General features: G+C 66.7%; 13 protein-coding genes. 6 read left to right on the top strand and 7 right to left on the bottom strand.

Going from position 1 to position 18,976, the window contains the following annotated elements:
- Positions 1–59 precede the first annotated feature (59 nt).
- The gene (locus ACZY1G_RS09250; RefSeq protein WP_463814907.1) at positions 60–515 is read right to left on the bottom strand and encodes a hypothetical protein; all 456 of its coding nucleotides are present in this window, start codon (positions 513–515) and stop codon (positions 60–62) included.
- The gene (locus tag ACZY1G_RS09245; RefSeq protein WP_463814908.1) at positions 512–1,663 is read right to left on the bottom strand and encodes a Rieske 2Fe-2S domain-containing protein; all 1,152 of its coding nucleotides are present in this window, start codon (positions 1,661–1,663) and stop codon (positions 512–514) included. Before ACZY1G_RS09245 ends, ACZY1G_RS09250 begins: the two co-directional genes overlap by 4 nt.
- A 151-nt stretch (positions 1,664–1,814) precedes the next feature.
- On the opposite strand from ACZY1G_RS09245, the gene ACZY1G_RS09240 reads away from it, so the two are divergent.
- Both ACZY1G_RS09240 and ACZY1G_RS09235 read left to right on the top strand, forming a co-directional pair.
- Positions 1,815–3,056, top strand: coding sequence for an MFS transporter (locus tag ACZY1G_RS09240; protein ID WP_463822194.1), 1,242 nt, complete (start codon positions 1,815–1,817; stop codon positions 3,054–3,056).
- A 9-nt stretch (positions 3,057–3,065) separates the two neighbouring features.
- Positions 3,066–3,641 (top strand): TetR/AcrR family transcriptional regulator, encoded by a 576-nt coding sequence (locus ACZY1G_RS09235; protein ID WP_463822193.1) that lies wholly within the window; start codon positions 3,066–3,068, stop codon positions 3,639–3,641.
- Here the strand turns inward: ACZY1G_RS09235 and ACZY1G_RS09230 are convergent.
- Genes ACZY1G_RS09230 through ACZY1G_RS09215 form a run of 4 tightly spaced genes read right to left on the bottom strand, consistent with a single transcriptional unit; the run spans position 3,638 to position 7,763 of the window.
- Positions 3,638–4,519 (bottom strand): TIGR03619 family F420-dependent LLM class oxidoreductase, encoded by an 882-nt coding sequence (locus tag ACZY1G_RS09230; RefSeq protein ID WP_463815780.1) that lies wholly within the window; start codon positions 4,517–4,519, stop codon positions 3,638–3,640. The two genes, ACZY1G_RS09235 and ACZY1G_RS09230, sit on opposite strands and share 4 nt — an antisense overlap.
- Entirely contained in the window at positions 4,519–5,706 is a 1,188-nt protein-coding gene (locus tag ACZY1G_RS09225; protein ID WP_463814911.1) for a thiolase domain-containing protein, read from the bottom strand. The genes ACZY1G_RS09230 and ACZY1G_RS09225 overlap by 1 nt, the downstream gene beginning before the upstream one ends.
- A 2-nt stretch (positions 5,707–5,708) precedes the next feature.
- Positions 5,709–6,761 (bottom strand): thiolase domain-containing protein, encoded by a 1,053-nt coding sequence (locus ACZY1G_RS09220; RefSeq protein ID WP_463822192.1) that lies wholly within the window; start codon positions 6,759–6,761, stop codon positions 5,709–5,711.
- A 9-nt stretch (positions 6,762–6,770) separates the two neighbouring features.
- The gene (locus tag ACZY1G_RS09215) at positions 6,771–7,763 is read right to left on the bottom strand and encodes a Zn-ribbon domain-containing OB-fold protein (RefSeq protein WP_463814913.1); all 993 of its coding nucleotides are present in this window, start codon (positions 7,761–7,763) and stop codon (positions 6,771–6,773) included.
- Positions 7,764–7,821: 58 nt separating this feature from the next.
- On the opposite strand from ACZY1G_RS09215, the gene ACZY1G_RS09210 reads away from it, so the two are divergent.
- The 4 genes from ACZY1G_RS09210 (at position 7,822) to ACZY1G_RS09195 (ending at position 18,184) form a co-directional block, all read left to right on the top strand.
- Positions 7,822–8,853 (top strand): LLM class F420-dependent oxidoreductase, encoded by a 1,032-nt coding sequence (locus ACZY1G_RS09210; RefSeq protein WP_463822191.1) that lies wholly within the window; start codon positions 7,822–7,824, stop codon positions 8,851–8,853.
- A gap of 43 nt (positions 8,854–8,896) precedes the next feature.
- On the top strand, positions 8,897–9,640 hold the full coding sequence (locus tag ACZY1G_RS09205) for an acetoacetate decarboxylase family protein (RefSeq protein WP_463814915.1): 744 nt from the start codon (positions 8,897–8,899) through the stop codon (positions 9,638–9,640).
- A gap of 5 nt (positions 9,641–9,645) precedes the next feature.
- Complete coding sequence (locus ACZY1G_RS09200; RefSeq protein ID WP_463815781.1) at positions 9,646–10,848, top strand: cytochrome P450; 1,203 nt, start codon at positions 9,646–9,648, stop codon at positions 10,846–10,848.
- A 151-nt stretch (positions 10,849–10,999) separates the two neighbouring features.
- Complete coding sequence (locus ACZY1G_RS09195) at positions 11,000–18,184, top strand: BTAD domain-containing putative transcriptional regulator (RefSeq protein WP_463822241.1); 7,185 nt, start codon at positions 11,000–11,002, stop codon at positions 18,182–18,184.
- Here ACZY1G_RS09195 and ACZY1G_RS09190 read toward each other — a convergent pair.
- A complete protein-coding gene (locus ACZY1G_RS09190; RefSeq protein ID WP_463822190.1) occupies positions 18,147–18,956 on the bottom strand; it encodes a crotonase/enoyl-CoA hydratase family protein in 810 nt (269 codons plus the stop codon). The genes ACZY1G_RS09195 and ACZY1G_RS09190 overlap by 38 nt on opposite strands.
- Between the last annotated feature and the right edge of the window lie 20 nt (positions 18,957–18,976).

Below are 18,976 nucleotides of genomic sequence, written 5' to 3'. Positions count from 1 at the left end.
CGCGAATCACTCGCACAAACCCGCCCAAACGTCGGTTTGGGCGGGAGAAGAGGCCGGGGTCAGCCGTCGCCGGGGGAGGGGGCGCTCGAGTATTCCTCGAGGCACCCCTCGGCCACGGCGTGGCGGATGCTGTCGGCCAGTCGCGGGCACGCTCGCTCGCGCGCTGGATCGCCGCCGGCACTGCGGATCTCGGCGAAATGGGCGCACCGCTGCGTCGCCTCGGCCGTCCACTGCACCGACGTGTGCGCCGGCCCGAGCTTCTTGACGCGCACCGCGACATGGCAGAAACGGCAGTCGACCGAGGCCAGCCCTGAATTCAGGTAGCGCTCGCGATCGGCCTGACTGCTCGCACGCACCGCGGCGGCACGTTCAGGGTCCGACGCGAAATCCGGTGCCTTACCCCAATGTCGGTTGGTGCCCTGCCCCGGATGACCGTGCTCGTGATCCTCGTCGTCATGGCCGTGCAACAGCAGCATCGACTTGGCGAGACGGTCCACATCCGGTGTGTCGCTCATGTCGACTGCTTCTCGGCGTCCCTTGCCTTCAGGTTCTCCTCGACCTCGACGTTCCACTTCTGCACCGCAGCCGTGGTGTCGACCTCGATCTCGAAGCGGTCTGTCATCTCCGGCGTCACATCAGCGACGTCGACGTAGAACTGCTGATACCACCGGCGCATCTGGTACACCGCGCCGTCTTCTTCGACCAGCAGCGGATTGTCGATGCGGGTCTTGTGTTTCCAGATCTCCACATCCTGCAGGAAGCCTTTACTGACCCCGTCGGTGAACGCGTCGGCCAGCTTCTCGGTTGTCTTGTCGTCCAACCCTTTCGGCTTCTCGACGATGACGCCCCACTGCAGCATGAACGAGTCCTGGGACACCGGATAGTGGCAGTTGATCAGGATCGACTCGGCCTTGAAATCGCCGTAGGTGTTGTGCAGCCAGTTGATCATGAACGACGGGCCGAAGTAGCTGGCCTCGGAGTCGAGCTTGGCCTCCCCGTATGCGGTGCCCATGTCGTTGATGTCTGGCCGGCCCACGTTGTGCAGATACTGCGACGCGATATGGCCCTCGAAGACGTTCTTGAAGTACGTCGGCAGACCGAAGTGGATGTAGAAGAAATGCGCCATGTCGGTGACGTTGTCGATGATCTCGCGGCAGTTGCTGCCCTCGATGAGCATCGAGTTCCACTTCCAGTCGGTCCACTCACCGCTGGCCCACTCAGTGATCTCGGGGATGCGCACTTCTTCCTGCGGCGGGTTGCCCTCGTGGTCGTGCCACACGAACAGCAGGCCGCCGCGGACGTCGGTGTGCCAGGCGCGAGTGCGCGCCAGGCGCGGCGTGCGTTTGGCGTAGGGCACGAGCTTGCACTTGCCGTCACCGCCCCAGCGCCAGTCGTGGAACGGGCAGGCGACGGTGTCGCCCTTGATCGTGCCCTGGGACAGGTTCCCGCCCATGTGGCGGCAGTAGCCGTCGAGGATCTTCACCTCGCCCGCTGAGTCGGCGAAGACCACCAGCATGGTGCCGAAGATCTCGATGCCGTGCGGCTTCCCGTCGAGGTAGTCCTTCACCGGCCCCAGGCAGTGCCAGCCGCGCGCAAAGCGGTCGGGCAGCGTGCCGGTGTCGATCTCGCGAATGCTCGCGGTTCCCGCCGTGTCGGTGCTCACCTGGGCCCTCCCCAATCTTGCTCGAATTAGAACACGTTACAGTTTTTCGCCGCTGTCGCGCAATCGGTCGACTCTCACCAGCGGAAAACGTTGCGCATCTCACCCCGAATCCGCCGTCGAGCCCGGGTACCCCGGTGGCCGTGACAGCACCATGCCAGATATAGTGCACACTGTGTCCACTATTTATCAGGCCCCGCCAATCGCTGGAACTCGGCGCTGGCTGGCCGTCGCTGCCGCGACCTTCGCGATCGCGTGGGGCGGCAACGAGTTCACCCCTCTGCTGGTCATGTACCGCTCGGGGGAGGGCTTCTCGGGCCTGACCGTCGACCTGCTGCTGTTCGCCTACGTGCTCGGTATCGTCCCGGCTCTGCTGGTCGGCGGGCCGCTCTCGGACCGCTTCGGTCGTCGCCCGCTGATGATCCCCGCACCCCTGCTCGCCGCCGCGGGCTCGCTGATCCTGGCGGTCGGCGCCGACTCCGCCGTCGTCCTGGCCGTCGGCCGCGTGTTCAGCGGTCTCGCGCTCGGGCTGGCAATGGCCGTGGGCGGCAGCTGGCTCAAGGAACTGTCCGCGCCGCCCTACGGGGACGGCACCGCGGGGGCGCGGCGCGCGGCGATGAGTCTGACGGCGGGGTTCGGGCTGGGTGCGGCAGCGGCGGGCGTGCTCGCGCAGTGGGGGCCGGCGCCGACGGTGCTCTCCTATGCGTGCAACGCCGCCCTGGCGCTGGCCGCGGCAGCTGTCCTGACCGTTGCGCCCGAGACTCGCGAACGTCACGATGCGGTCGGGCCGTGGTGGGCGGACCTGGCGATCCCAGTCGCGGCTCGTCGGCGCTTCCTCTACGTCGTGGTGCCCGTCGCTCCCTGGGTCTTCGGGGCGGCGGGTTCGGCGTACGCGGTGCTGCCCGCGCTGCTGACGGAGCACGTGGCGCAGGCGCCGATCGCGTTCTCCGCACTGCTGTGCGTCGTCGCGCTCGGTGTCGGTTTCGGCGTGCAGCAGGCCGGTCGCGCATTGGGCGCCGACGGTCCGCGCGGTGTGGTGACTGCGCTGTTGCTGTTGGTCGCGGGCATGCTGTGCGCGGCCTGGGCGGCCGCCGCGCTGACCGTGACGACGGCGCTGATCGCGGCGGCGGTGCTGGGTGCGGGCTACGGCATGGCGCTGCTGGCCGGCCTTCAGCAGATCCAACGGCTCGCCGGCCCCGATGATCTCGCAGGCCTGACGGCGGTGTTCTACAGCCTGAGCTATCTGGGCTTCGGCGTGCCCGCGGTGCTGTCAGTGCTTAATGGGGTCGGGGTGCCGTACCCCGCGATGTTCGGCGCGGGTGCGGTGCTGGCTGGCGGTTGCCTGGTCGTCGTGAAGATCGGCACTGTGATGATGAGCGGTGTCCGGCAGCCCTAGGGTTGACCCATGGCCACCCGCCGGGGACGTCCACGCAGCGAGGCGGCGCGTGGCGCCATCCTCACTGCCGCAGCGGAACTGGCTGCCGAGGGCGGCCCGGGCGCGGCGACCATCGACGCCATCGCCCGTCGTGCGGAGGTCAGCCGAACCACGATCTACAAGTGGTGGCCGTCGGCTGCAGCGATCGTTCTCGAAGGCCTGCTGGAATCCGTGCGGGAGTCGATCGTGCGGCCGCCCGGCAGCACCACGGTCGAGGCGCTCATCCACCACGTCAGCGCGCTCAACGCGATCCTGGCCGACCCCGGCGTCGGCGCCCTGCTGCGCAACGTGATCGCAGCGGCTGCCTCCGATCCCGCGATCCAGGCGGCCCTGCTGGCCCAGTGGATCGAACCGCGGCGCGGCGCCGTGGTCACTGCGCTGACCGACGCAGTGGCGGCCGGCGAGATTCCCGCAGACACCCACATCGAGGTGGTGGTCGACGCGCTGGTGTCACCGCCCTATTACCGGTTGGTGTTGGGGATGCCGCCGCTGTCCGAGCGCGGGGTGCGCGCGCTGGTCGACGCGGTGTGGGCGGGCTGCTCCTAGCGGTCCTGCCACCCCGAGTGGATGTAGGTGTCGGCGAAGCGCTTCAGTGAATCCTTCTTCTGCTCGATCGGGGCGTCGAAATTCAATCCGTCGAACACCCAGGGGATCACGATATTGTCGGTGACGCCGGCCTCGGCGAGCTCTCGGTGCCCGTCCACGCCGAACTTATCGATGCAGACCGCCTGGTACTCGAAAGATCCCTCCGCGCGGCCGTATTCGGCCCGCAGCGCTTCGATCGTGCCGATGGTCTCGGCGAGTTGAGCGCCTGTCATCATCGCGCTGGTCCAGCCGTCCCCGACCCGAGCCGCACGTTTGAGCGCGACGTCGGTGTGGCCTCCGACGTAGAACGGCACCGGCTCACTGGGTGCGGGGCTCATCTGCAGCCGGTCGAAATCGTAGAAGTCGCCATGGAACTCGACCATGCCGCCGCCCAGCACCAGCTTGATGACGTCGATCATCTCGTCGACGCGCTTGCCGCGCTTGGCATAGGGTACTCCGCACCATTCGAACTCCTCAGGTGCCCAGCCGATTCCGACGCCGAATCCGAACCGGTTGCCGGTGAGATTCGCCACCGAGCCGACCTGACGGGCCAGCAGCAGCGGATTGCGCGAACCCAACTTCATCACGTTGGTGTAGAACCGCAGCGTCGACGTGACAGCACCCATCGCGCCGGCGGCGATCAGCGGGTCCACCCACGGGGTGTTCTCGTCCCACATCCGCGAACCGTCGGGTGTGTACGGATAGTCCGCCGCCTGCTTCTCCATGTAGAACAGCGAATCGGGCAGCGCGATCGCGTCGAAGCCGACCTCTTCAGCAGTGCGGGCGATCTCGATCAGCTGGTCGATGGGCCCCATCGCCACACTGCAGGTGTACTTCATCATGCGCCGGGCTTGTCCGCGGGTTTGTCACTGGAGACCACCCACATCGAGTAGTACTGCGCCCCACCGCCGTACGCGTGCCCCAGAGCCTTGCGGGCGCCGGGGACCTGGTGGTCTTCGCCCTTGCCCATCACCTGGATGGCGGACTCGGCGAACCGGATCATGCCGGACGCGCCGATCGGATTGGACGACAGCACCCCGCCGGACGGGTTGAACGGGATGCGCCCGCCGATGGCTGTTTCGCCGGCCTCGGTCAGCTTCCAGCCCTCGCCCTCGGGGGCGAAGCCCAGGCTCTCCAGCCACATCGGCTCGTACCAGGAGAACGGCACGTACACCTCGGCCACGTCGATCTCGTCGATCGGGCTGGTGATCCCGGCGGCCTTCCACAGCGCCGCCGCCGCGTCGCGGCTGGCCTGCGGATTGACCTGATCACGGCCGGCGTAGGCCAGCGGCTCGGTGCGCAACGCGGTGGCGTGCACCCACGCCACCGGATGTCCCTCGGCGACACGGGCATCCGCGCTCGCCTCGTCACCGATCACCATCGCGGCCGCCCCGTCCGACGACGGGCACGTCTCGTCGTAGCGGATCGGATCCCACAGCATCGGGGAGGACATCACCTTCTCCAGCGTGATGTCGGGCTGGTGCAGATGCGCCAGCGGATTCTTGACCGCGTTGAGTCGGTCCTTGACCGCGACCATCGCGCCGATGTGTGTCGGTGCACCCGAGCGGCGGATGTAGGCACGCACGTGCGGTGCGAAGTACCCGCCCGCTCCCGCGCCGACGGGCTTGGTGAACGGCACCGGAATGCTTAACGCCCACATGGCATTGGACTCCGACTGCTTCTCCCACGCCATCGTCAGCACCCGCCGGTACTTGCCCGACTGGACCAGGCTCGCCGCCACGATCGCCGTCGAGCCGCCCACAGAACCCGCCGTGTGCACTCGGATCAGCGGCTTGTTCGTCGCACCCGTGGCGTCGACCATGAACAGCTCGGGCATCATGACGCCCTCGAAGAAGTCCGGCGCCTTGCCGACCACGACAGCATCGATGTCGGCGAACGTCACCCCGGCATCGGCCAGCGCGCGGTCGATGGCCTCGCGCACCAATCCGTTCATCGACACGTCGGTGCGCTTGGCCACGTACTTGGTCTGCCCCGTCCCCAGGACGGCCGCGAGATGTTTGGCCATGGCTATTTCCCCTCCAGGATGGCGACCAGATTCTGTTGCAGCGCAGGCCCACTCGTCGCGTGTGCCAGCACCCGGGAGGCCTCACCGGTGAAGATGTGGCGGGCTGCCTCGCCGATCCGCTCCAGCCCGGCAGAGAACATCGGGTTGGCGGCCAGGGCACCACCGGTCGGGTTGATCCGCGTCGAGTCACCCAGCCCGATGGCTTCTTTGAGGATCAGGTGCTGATGGCTGAACGGGGCATAGATCTCGGCGATCTCGATCGATGAGGTGTCCCCACCGGTGGCCGCCTGCGCCGACGCCGCCGTGGACGGCGACGTGGTCAGATCGCGGGCGCCCAGCACCGGGGTCTCGATGCGATGCTCGATACCGGTGATCCAGGCCGGCCGCTCACGCAGCTCACGAGCCCGGTCGCCGGCGGCCAGGACGATCGCCGACGCACCGTCGGTGATCGGAGCGATGTCGTGGCGCCGCAACGGTTCTGCGAAATAGGGTTGGGAGAGCAGCTCGTCGACGCTGCTGCCGGACTGCAGCCGATCCACCCGGCCCGCCGCTTGGGCAACGAGTGCGACCTCGGCCATCTGCTCGGCAGTCCACTTCTTCGAGTCCAGCCCGAGGCGGGCCTGCAGGCCGGCGATGCTGACCGAGTCCGGCCAGAGCGGAGCGACGGTGTACGGGTCGGTTTGCAGGGCCAGAACCCGGCGCAGCGTGCCCGCGCTGGACTTGCCGAAGCCGTACACCAGCGCCGTCTCCACCTGCCCGGTGAGGATCTTGATGTAGGCCTCATACAGCGCCCAGGCTGCGTCCATCTCGACGTGTGACTCGTTGATGGGCGGCACCGCGCCGATGGAGTCGATCGCGGAGATGAACGAGAAGGCGCGCCCGGCAAGGTAATCCGATGATCCGGAGCACCAGAACCCGATGTCGGACTTCGTGATGCCGAGCTCGTCGTAGATCTCGGCGAAACACGGCATCAACATCTCCACGCCGTTGGTGGTGCCGTCGGTGCGGCGCACGTGCGGGGCGTGCGCGAACCCGACCACTGCTACGTCAGTCATTGCGTGTCCTTAGAGGTGATGCTTGTAGGAGTCGTAGTCGGCGTCGGGTTCGCCGGTCGGTCGGAAGTACTCGATGTTGTCGATACCGAGGCCCCACTGATCGCGCGGCTTCCACACCGCTTCGACGCGCATGCCCATCCGCACCTTGTCGGCCTCGATGTCCGACACCAGATGCAGCACCGGGATGTCCGCCCCGTCGAGCAGCACGTAGGCGGCGACGTACGGAGGCTTGATGCGCTGCCCCGCGAACGGAATGTTGATGATCGCGAACGTCGTGACGGTGCCCTTGTCCGACAGCTCGACGAACTGGTCGAGCGGTCGACCGGTAGCCGGATTCGCTTCCTTGGGTGGGAAGTACACCTTCCCGTCATCGCCGGAACGAGCTCCCAGCAGGGTGCCCTGCTCGAGTGCGCGCAGGAACGTGCTCTCGGGAAACGAAGCGGTGTGCTGGATCTCGATCGACGACGGCGAGATCACCATCGTCACCGGGTCGAGCCCCTCGGCAGGGGCGGGCGTCTCCTCCGCCTCCTCGCCGAGCTCGAAGTACGCGATATCGGTGATCGCGCCGGCGGTTTCTTCGGCCCAGTGCACGTGCACGCGGGCGCCGGTGGTGACGGCGTCGGGACCGTCGGCGGCGACGGCGTGCAGCAGAGCGGTGTCAGCGCCGTCGAGGCGGATCAGCGCCCACGCGAACGGTCGGTCCAGCGGTTGGCCCTCCAGCGGGTGGGCCTGCCACGTCCACGACAGCACCGTGCCGACGCTCGACACCGGGACGACCTCGGTCAGGGGCTCGGAGGTGACGGGGTCATACTCAGCGGGCGGAACGTGGACTCGACCGTCGGAGCCACGCACCCCGACAACGCGTCGCTCGCGCAGAGCGGTGAAGAACTCGCCGAGGAGTGGTCCCACTGAACGGGTGTAGTCGAATGAGAGCCTCAGCGGCGCCGAGAGCGGCGGCTCATGGGGATCGATCTGCACCGGACTGCTTTGGCTGGTGGTCACGGCATCGAGTAGAACAGGTTCTAAGAATGGTTTCAAGGACGGGTGTGGAGGCGACCGCATGAAGTTGGGATTGCAGCTCGGATACTGGGGCGCGAAGCCCCCGGAGAACCATGCAGAACTCGTGGCCGCTGCCGAGGAGGCCGGCTTCGACACGGTGTTCACCGCCGAGGCGTGGGGCTCCGACGCGTACACACCGCTCGCGTGGTGGGGGCGTGAGACCAGCCGGATGCGGCTGGGCACCTCGGTCATTCAGCTGTCGGCCCGCACGCCGACCGCGTGTGCGATGGCGGCCTTGACGCTCGACCACCTCTCGGGCGGCAGACACATCCTCGGGCTGGGAGTGTCGGGCCCGCAGGTCGTCGAGGGCTGGTACGGCGCCAAGTTCCCCAAGCCGCTGGCCCGCACCCGCGAGTACGTCGACATCCTTCGCCAGGTCTGGGCGCGCGAGGCCCCGGTGCACAGCGGCGGCCCGCACTATCCGCTACCGCTGACCGGTGAGGGCACCACCGGGTTGGGTAAGAATCTCAAGCCGATCACCCATCCGCTGCGCGCCGACATCCCCGTCATGCTGGGCGCCGAAGGGCCCAAGAACGTCGCCCTGGCCGCCGAGATCTGCGACGGGTGGCTCCCGATCTTCTACTCGCCGCGCATCGCCACGATGTACAACGAGTGGCTCGACGAGGGCTTCGCCCGGCCCGGTGCGCGCCGCACCCGGGAGACCTTCGAGATCTGCGCGACCGCGCAGGTCGTCGTCACCGATGACCGGCCCGCGATCATGGAGCTGATGAAGCCGCACCTGGCGCTCTACATGGGCGGTATGGGAGCCGAAGACACCAACTTCCACGCCGACGTGTACCGCCGCATGGGCTATGCAGAGGTCGTCGACAACGTCACGAAGCTGTTCCGCAGTGATCGGAAAGACGAGGCGGCGAAGATCATTCCGGACGAATTGGTCGACGACTCCGCGATCGTCGGGGATCTGGCCTACGTGCAGGAGCAGATCAAGGCCTGGGAGGCCGCAGGGGTGACGATGATGGTCGTCGGCGCCCGGTCGGCCGAGCAGATCCGCGATCTCGCCGCGCTGGTGTAGACAAATCTTGCTGACTGTCTAGAACAGGTTCTAGATTGGCGGTGTGAGCCAACACACCATCCAGGGCACAGTGCTGAGCATGCCGGTGCGCGTGCGCACCGCCCATCAGCACACCGCCATGTTCGTCGTCGACGCCGATGCTGCGCAGCGGATGATCGACTACAGCGGGCTGCGGGTGTGCCGCTTCCTGGGCAACCGGGCGATGGTCGTGCTGATGCTGATGCGCTACGAGGACACCGATCTCGGGCAGTACTGGGAGTACGGCACCAACGTGATGGTGAACCCGCCGGGCTCGAACGCCGAGGGCCTGGCTGCGCTGCAGTCGGCGGGCGCGTTCGTACACCACCTGCCCGTCGACCAGTCGTTCACGCTGGAGGCGGGCCGCACGATCTGGGGCTATCCGAAGGTGATGGCAGACTTCACCGTTCGCGGAGCGGACAATTGGGCCGAGGCTCGCGACGGCCGGCGCTACGGATTCGACGTCACCATCGACGGGGCGCATGTGATCTCGATGGACTTCTCGCCGGGCCTGCCGGTGCCCGAGCGGTTCACCGCGCGTCCGCAGGTGCATTCGACGTACTCCTACGCCGACGGCGTCATCCGGGAGACGCCGGGGGAGATGCGGATGACAGGGGTGCGGTACCGGCCCGGAGGCGTCACCGTCCGATTGGGCACCCACCCGTATGCCGCCGAACTCGCGGCACTGGGGTTGCCGAAACGCGCCCTGGTCTCCAGTTCTGCTGCCAACGTGGACATGACCTTTGCCGACGCCAAGGAGATCGTGTGACTGCCATCGCCCCCGCCAAGCCCGACGTCGACCTCGCCGACGGCAACTTCTACGCCGACGGTCGTGCCGCGCGAGAGGCGTACGCGTGGATGCGGGCCAACCAGCCTGTGTTCCGCGACCGCAACGGGTTGGCCGCGGCGGCGACGTATCAGGCGGTGCTGGACGCGGAGCGCAACCCCGAATTGTTCTCCAGCACAGGCGGAATCCGGCCCGACCAGCCGGGCATGCCGTACATGATCGACATGGACGACCCGGCGCACATCCTGCGGCGCAAACTCGTCAATTCCGGCTTCACCCGCAAGCGCGTGATGGACAAGGTGCCCTCGATCGAGCGGCTCTGCGACGCCCTGATCGACGCGGTGTGTGAGCGCGGAGAGGCCGACTTCGTCCGCGACATCGCCGCTCCGCTGCCGATGGCCGTCATCGGCGACATGCTGGGAGTGCTGCCGCAGGAGCGCGACAAGCTGCTCGAGTGGTCCGACGATCTGGTGTGCGGGCTGTCCTCCACGGTCGACGAGCAGACGATCCAGAAGCTCATGGAGACGTTTGCCGCGTATACCGCCTTCACGATGGAGGTGATCGCCGACCGTCGCGCGAACCCGACCGACGACCTGTTCTCGGTGCTCGTCAACGCCGAGGTCGAGGGTCAGAAGATGAGCGACGACGAGATCGTCTTCGAGACGCTGTTGATCCTCATCGGCGGTGACGAGACCACCCGGCACACGTTGTCCGGCGGCACCGAACAGCTGCTGCGGCACCAGGATCAGTGGCAGCGGCTCTGTGCCGATCTGGAACTGCTGCCGGGTGCGATCGAGGAGACGCTGCGCTGGACGTCCCCGGTCAAGAACATGTGCCGGACGCTGACCGCGGACACCGAGTTCCACGGCACGTCGATGACGGCCGGCGAGAAGATCATGCTGATGTTCGAGTCGGCCAACTTCGACGAGTCGGTGTTCGGCGATCCGCAGAACTTCCGGATCGACCGGAACCCGAACAGCCACTTGGCTTTCGGCTTCGGCACGCACTTCTGCCTGGGCAACCAGCTGGCGCGCCTCGAGCTGAAGATCATGATGACCAAGGTGCTGACCCGGCTACCGGATCTGCGGCTGGCCGACGAGGGCATGCTGCCGCTGCGGCCGGCGAACTTCGTCAGCGGCCTGGAGTCGATGCCGGTCGTGTTCACGCCGACGGCGAAGGTGCTCGACTAGGAGCCAGCGCGTGCCGAGTGTGCATCGCCATCCGCCTGCCGCGGCGCGTCGCGAATGACACCGCACACTCGCGGCACGACGGCCTTTACCCAATCTTGACCAGGCGCTGAATCCCGCCCGTCAGGGTGGGTATGTGAGTACGCTTTCTCCGGTGGAGCTGGGAGTTCTCGGCCCTCTACAGGTCCGGCAGTTCGGCCTACCGGTCCCGATTCCTGGTGCCAAACCCCGCGCCGTGCTCGCGATGCTGGGGTTGTACGGCGGCGCCGTTGTTCCGGCCGAGACACTCATGGAGCTGCTCTGGGGCCCGGACCCGCCCCGTACTGCCGCCAAAGCACTGCAGACCCACGTATCTGCGCTGCGGCGAGCATTGGGCGATGGGATCGTGCTGACGCGGGGTGAGGGGTGGGCACTCCGTTCGATCGAGGTCGACGCGCTTGTCTACGAGAGGGCTGTCCGGCGTGGGCGCGACGCCATGGCCGCCGGTGACGTCGGAGCCGCGGCTGCGTCCTTCGACGAAGCACTGGCGTTGTGGCGAGGTGCACCTGAACTGCCCGAGGGGCGACGTGGCAACGCGGAGCGGGTGCGGTGGATCGAGGGGCACGCCGCGCTCGTCGAGGACCGCGCCGATGCTCAACTCGCCAGTGGCCGCGCGGCGGAGCTCATCGGTGAGCTCGAAGCCGCCATCGCCGATGCGCCATTGCGTGAGCGTCGCTGGGGCCAACTTATGCTCGCTCTCTACCGCGCCGGTCGGCAGGGGGAGGCGCTCGCGGCGTTCCAACGTGTCCGCACCCTGCTCGCTGCGGAGTTGGGCATCGAACCGGGTCCGGAACTGCGCAGGCTGGAAAACAAGATCGTCGGCCAAGACATGTCGCTCGACGTAGCTGTGGAGCAACGGTTCCCCGTCGTCACTCGCGCGATCACGTTCTGCCTGACCGACATCGAAGGTTCGACAGCAGCATGGGAAGCGGATGCCCCCGGGATGGCGGCAGCGTTGGCGCGCCACGATGAGATGGTCGAGCAGATCGTCACGTTCGCCGGGGGGCGACTGATCAAGACACGCGGGGAAGGCGATGCGACGTTCTCGGTGTTCGACCGCCCCTCGGCGGCCGCGGCGGCCGCGATCGCCTTACAGGATGCCGTCTCTTCGGAGAAATGGACACTCGCCCGGCCGATGCGAATCCGCATCGCCCTGCACACCGGTGAGGCCGAGTTCCGCGACGGCGACTATTTCGGTCGCGCAGTCAATCGTGCCGCGCGGCTCAGATCGCTGGCCGCCGGTGGCCAGACGCTGTGCTCGGGGGCCATCGCGGAACTCGTCATCGACTCCCTGGGTGACGACGTCGTGTTGACCGATCTCGGAATGCGAACACTGAAGAATCTCGCCCGGCCGGAGCACGTGTTCGAGTTGTGCCGACATGGGGTCGAAGACCCAGCCCTCGCCCCGAACGCCGTACCGCTGGATCGGCCGGCGGTACCTACCGCCCTCGCGGGAACCGGTCCGTTCGTCGGCCGGGGCGGGGAGCTCGAACGGCTAGCGTTGGTCTGGCAGACCACGGTGGTCGAGGGGGTGCGGGCAGCACTGATCGCCGGCGAACCCGGCGTGGGTAAGACCCGGCTGGCAGGCGAATGGTCCCGTCAGGCCCATGACATGGGCGCAGTGGTCGTGTACGGACGCTGCGACGAGGACCTCGGTGCCCCCTATCAGCCCTTCGCCGAAGCCCTGCGCGCACTGGTCACCTACCTGGGTGGCGAACGCATGCGTACCGTACGCGGTGTCGAATCTCTGCTTCCGTTGGTTCCCGGTGTGGCCGACATGCTCCCTGGCATCACGGAAGCACCCCGCGCGGACCCGGACACCGAGCGCTACGCACTGTTCGACGCGGTCGTCGCCCTGTTGAACATCGCCTCGGGCGATGCGCCGATCGTCATGGTCCTCGACGACCTCCACTGGGCTGCCAAATCGACACTGCTGCTGCTACGACATCTGCTCCGTTTCGGTGACCACGCCCGTGTCCACATCGTCGGCACGTACCGCAACACCGATCTGGACCGCTCCCACCCGCTGGCCGCGATGCTCGCCGATCTGCATCGCGACGGGCACGCCGACAGGCTGACCCTCGATGGACTCGACGAGGGTGACGTCACCACGTACGTCGCTGAATCCGGCTACGACGACGCAGAATTGGCTCGGGCTCTGGCCTCGGTGACCGGAGGGAACCCCTTCTTCCTCATCGAGGCACTGCGTCACGTCGGCGAGAGCGGCGGCCACTGGGATGCCGGAACGCTGCCTCAGGGGGTGCGAGAAGCCGTGAGCCGCCGGTTGTCTCGGCTACCGGAGGCGACCAACACGGCGCTCGCCGCGGCAGCCGTGGTCGGAAGTGTCTTCGCCGTCGAACTCGTCGAGCAGGTGATCGAGCGAGATCTCGTCGATGCTTTCGACGAGGCAGCCCGGGCCGGCCTGCTGATCGAGGAACCGAGTGGACGCTACCGCTTCAACCACGCGTTGGTGCGGCAGTCGCTGCTCGCCGAACTTCCGTCGGTGCGACGCATGCGATTGCATCAGAGGATCGGCTCGGCGCTGGAAGCCCGCACGAGCGCCGATGACGAGATTCTGGCCGAGCTCGCCTACCACTACTACGAATGTGCCTGGGCAGGAAACGCACTCAAGGCGGTCGAGTACTGCCGGCGGGCAGCGGACCAGGCGATGGCGCGACTGGCGTACGAAGGCGCTGCAGACCTCTACGACAAGGCGCTACATGCGCTGGACGAACTCGACGATGAACCGGCCGATATGGTCGAGCAGCAGGCCGAACTCCTGATCGCGCGGTGCGAGGCACTGCTCGCCGCCGGTGACGTGGAATCAGCTGCCGGCGCGGTGGCGCAATTACGTTCCACCGCCTCGGCTTCTGATCGACTGCGGGCGTGGGGAACATGCTTCGCAAGCCAGTTGACCATGCTGACCGAGCCCGAGCGACTCGACGAGATCGAGGGAGATGTCGCGGACGCTGCCGCCGTGTTGGCCAGTTTGGGCGATGCCGCCGGTGAAGCCAAGGCGCACACTGTGCGTGCGACATGTCTGGGGCGGTTGGGCAGAGTGGGCGATTGTGAGGCGGCGTTGGACCGAGCGCTGACCGCTGCACGACGCGCGCGAGACGACCGGCGCGTCAACGCGGTTTTGGCCGGCGCGCCGTTGGCGGCCCTGTGGGGCCCGAGCCCGGTTCCACGGGCAGGCGGCCGGTGCCTCGACGTCGTGCGACTACTTCGCATCACCACCGGATCGCCCGTCGTCGAGGCGGCGTCGACCCGCTGTCAAGGAGTGCTCGACGCACTGCGCGGTCGGACCGCCGCCGCTCGGGCACTGATCGACTCGGCGCGGCGCAGTCTCGACGAATTGGGCATGCGCCACGCCGTTCTCGAAGTCGAGCAGTTCGCGGGCATCGCGGAGCTGATTGCCGGCGATGCGATTGCAGCCCAGCGACATCTGCGTATGGCCTACCTCGGATTTCGTCGGATGCGGTTGGACGCGGACACGGCCGAGACGGCGGCGTTGCTCGCCCGGGCGTGTCTTGCCCTTGGGCAGGACGACGACGCCGACAGCCTCTGTGGCGAGAGTGAACGCTTGTCGGGCCATGCGCTGAAAGCATCGATCGCGTGGCGCACGGTGCGTGCGCAGCTGCTGGCTCGTAGTGGTGACTCCGTGGATGCTCGCCGGGTGGCGGAGGAGGCAGTCGCTCTCGCCGAGCGCACGGATGCGCTGGTCGACCACGGCGATGCCTGCCTGGCACTGGCGGCGGTGCTGGACGCGGCGGGCGATGCGTCGGGCGCTCGGGCCGCGGCGGAGCGGGCCGCCGATCTCTACCAGCTCAAAGGCGCTGCAGCACTGGTTGATCAGGCGCGCGCCTTCCTCGGGGAACAGCTGAGTGCAGGTTCGTCTGCCTCAGCTGTCGTGGCCGGCGACGAGCCGAGCAACGCGTGTGCGCGAGCTGGTAGGCAGATGGTCGGCGCCGTTCGACGTCGAGCGTGGCATGAAGTGCAGCAGCTCCTCGCGCCGTCGATCGATTACGAGAGTCGTCGGATGATCGTCGGCGTCCCCCGTAGTCGCCTGCCCTTCGACCGGTGGCGGCATGAAATGGAGCGATACGTCGAACTCGGGTTGACCCGGTATCGACAGTCGTGCATCGCTGTTCGCGGTGACGAGTTCGCCTTGATCCGATTGTCAGCGGAGGCCGAAGATACAGATGAGGGCGCACCGGTCGATGAGTTCCTGATGCTGGCAGGCTTGGATAGTGAAGGGAGAATCGCTCGTCAGGTGTTCTTCGATACAGGCGACCTCGATGCGGCCATGAACCAGTTGGCCGAACTCGGCGGCTCGGTGCACTCTCCGGAGAATGCGGCGATCCACTGCTACAAACAATTCAACGCGTGCATGGTCACAGGCGACCGGATCGGCCTGGCCAAAACCATGGCAGACGGTTTCGTCGCCGACGATCGCCGTCGCGTGGTCGGAGCGGGTCGTGGCGGACGTGACGCCGCGCTCGCACACGTTGGTGTCATCGCCGATCTCGGTGTGACGCACTCAGGTTCCACGGTTCTGGCCACCCGAGGGAATCGTCTGGCGCTGCTGCGCGCTCGCTTCTGGGGCCCCGACCTCCGGCCGGATGCCTTCTCCGTCGACGTACTCCACCTCGTCGAGGTCTCTGAGGCTTCTCAGTTGACGGGTTTCGTCGCGTTCGATGTCGAGGACCTCGATGCCGCGATGGCCGAACTCGACGCGAGATACTCGGCGGGTGAGGCTGCGCGGTTCACCCACGCGTGGTCCGCGGTCGCCGACGCCTACGCCGCGTTCAACCGGCGCGAGATCGCCCCGACCTCCGAGGGCTGGGTGAGCATCGACCACCGTCGAGGTGCGGGGTTCGCTCCGGGCGATATGGTGGCGTATCTGTCGGCAGCGTGGGCGGATTCACCCGACACCAGGATCTACGTCGACGCGGTGCACCGGTTGACCGACACAGGTGCCGTCGTGACGCACGCCGCGAGGGGGTTGTCGCACAACGGCTTCGAGGCGGAGTGGCGTGACGTCAACTTGCTGACGCTCGATGGCGGTCTCATCACCGGTACCGAACTGTTCGACGCGGACGACCTCGACACCGCGGTCAAGAGATTCGATCGGCTCGACCGGGATGCGCGCGAGTCCGGCGCTAAGAAAACCCACTGGGTGGAGTGCTTTCGGCAGAGCTTCCTCGCCCGGGATTGGCAATCCGTCCGGGTGATGCTGGCTGACGACTTCTTTCTCGATGACCGTCGACGAACGGTCAACGGCGGAAGCCATACAGGCCGAGATGCCGAGGTCCTCGAGCTGAAGGCTGCCGCCGACGTCGGTTTCAACGATGTGGACTGGAATGAAATCGCCACCAGGGGAGGGAATCTGGTGCTCATGCGAGTCGCGTGGTCCGGTTCAGATCGAGGGTGTGGAACGTTCCACGCTGAGTGGTTCGGCGTCGCGCAGTGGACCGCCGGAGACCAGCTCGCGCGGCTGGTGATGTTCGACGTGGACGATTTCGATGCCGCGATCGCCGAGTTGGATGCGAGATACCTGGCCGGCGAGGCTGCACCGTTCGCGCGAACGTATTCGACTATCACCAATGCGTTCACCGCACTCAATCAGCGCGAAGTCCCCGCGACGACAGACTGTTTCGTCGACGTAGATCATCGGACCGCTGCGAAGATCGGCGAGGGCGATTTGCTTGCTTACCTGGCCGTCGCTCTCCACGACACGCAGAGCAATCTGCTCTACACAGAATCCGTCCACCGACTGAACGACGTTGGCGCAGTGATCACCCATGTGGCAACGAGCTCGTCGCAGGAGGGGCTGCGTCTCGAGTGGCGAATCGTCGACATCCTGACGGTCGTCGACGGCCTCTTGGACCGCTGCGAGATGTATGACGATGATGCGCTCGACGCTGCGCTCGAGCGTTTCGACGAGCTCATCAGTCCAGCTGCGCAATTGGCGAACTCCGCAAGTCGAACCTACGACCGCTGGGTGACGGCTTTCCGTCGAGACGACTGGGACGCGATGCGCGAGTTGATGGCTGACGACGTTACGCTCGAGGATCGGCGTCGAGTGGTCAACGGTGGAATCCAGAACGGCCCAGAGGCCGTGGTGGCCAATATGGAGGCCATGACGGCCGTCGGGGTGACGAACGTCGACTCCAGTGTCATCGCAACCCGCGGTGACCGGCTTGCGCTCGTACGACAGCGGGTCTCGGGTGACGCGCGTTCAGACGCATATGGATTCGAGGTCGCGAGCGTGGTGGAGGTAGATTCCGGCAATCTCTTCGCTCGGGGCGTCACTTTCGACTGCGAAGACTTGCATTCCGCCCTCGACGAACTCGACGCGCGATACATGGCGGGGGAAGCGGCGCCGTATGCGCACATCTGGTGGCTCGTCACCCAGGCATACGCGGCGTTCAACCGGCATGAGTTGTCGACGACGACGCCGGACTGGATCAACATCGATCATCGGCTGGGCGTCGGATCGGCACCCGGCGACATGAACTCCTATGTCAGTGCGTCGTGGAATCTCGTCCCCGACATCAGCACCCGCATCGAGGCCGTGCACCGGCTGACCGCTCGCGGCGCGGTCTTCACCCACAACGAGCGCGGTAGCTCGCAGGACGGGTTCGCCGCCGAGTGGAGGGAGGTCGCGCTCTTGATGTTCGACGGCGACGCGATCAGCCGCTGCGAGCTCTACGACGAGCGGGATCTCGCCGATGCTCTGACCCATTTCGACGAGCTGGACGCGCCAGGCGCGATGGCTGTACAGAACTTTGCGAGCCGAGCCATTGAGCGATTCGTGGAGGGCTTCTCCAGCGGTGATTGGGAAGCCATGACCGACAGAATCCACAGCGACTTCACCCTGGACGATCGCCGTCGCGTGATCGGGGCTGGTGTCCGGGAAGGGCGCGACGCCGAGCTGGAGGATCTTCGGGCTTTCACCGAAGTCGGTCTCACTGACGTGACGTTCACCGTCCTCGCCGTGAGGGGTGAGCGACTCGTACTCTCACGGACCAGCCTCGGAGAGAGGGGAGTCGCGTCGAGCCAGGCGCACACGGATACGTTCACGATCGCCGAGGTCGATGCCGCGGGACGTATGACGGCCGCAGTGATGTTCGACGTCGAGGACCTCGATGCGGCGTACGCGGAGCTCGATGCGAGATACTCCAGCCAGCCTGACCCGCCGAGTGTGGGTCCCGATCCGCCTGCCGCGGCGCGGGTGACACCGCACAGTCGCGGCTCGGCTACTTCATCTGGAAGTTCGGCGCCCGCTTCTCCTTGAACGCCCGAGGGCCCTCTTTGGCGTCCTCGGAGAGGAACACCGGGATGCCGTTGGCGGTGTCGGGCTTGAAAGCCTCTTCCTCGTGCATGCCCTCGGTCTCGCGGATGGTCTTGAGGATCGCCTGCACCGCGAGCGGGCCGTTGTTGTTGATCACCTCGGCGATCTCGAGCGCCTTGTCCAGCGCGCCGCCGTCGGGCACGACATAGCCGATCAAGCCGTACGACAGAGCCTCGGCGGCGGTGATGTGGCGGCCGGTCAGCAGCAGATCGCACGCGATCGTGTACGGAATCTGGCGCACCAGGCGCACCGCGGAACCACCCATCGGGTACAGGCTCCACTTCGCCTCGGAGATCCCGAATTTGGCGCTCTCGCCGGCGATGCGGATATCGGTGCCCTGCAGGATCTCGGTGCCGCCGGCGATCGCGGGGCCTTCGACGGCCGCGATCAACGGCTTGGTCAGCCGCCGACCCTTGAGCAGACCGTCGATGCGCGACGGGTCGTAGCTGCCGTCCTTGAACGAGTCGCCCGGCGGCTTCTTCGATGCCGCTTTGAGGTCCATGCCCGCGCAAAAATAACCGCCCGCGCCGGTAAGGATGCAGGTGCGGATCTCCGGATCGGAGTCCACCCGATCCCAGGCCTCGACCATGATCTCCAGCATTTCCCCGGAGAGTGCGTTGCGCGCCTGCGGCCGGTTCATCGTGACGATCAGCGTGTGTCCGCGCTGCTCAACAAGGCAGTCGGGCTGCTTCTCGGAATTCTGCGCGTCACTCACAGATCAGGCCGCCTTCCAGC

The organism is Mycobacterium sp. IDUB_5 (assembly GCF_055419565.1).
Note: the sequence above shows the minus strand (reverse complement) of the source record. Positions and strands in the feature narration are given on the sequence as shown.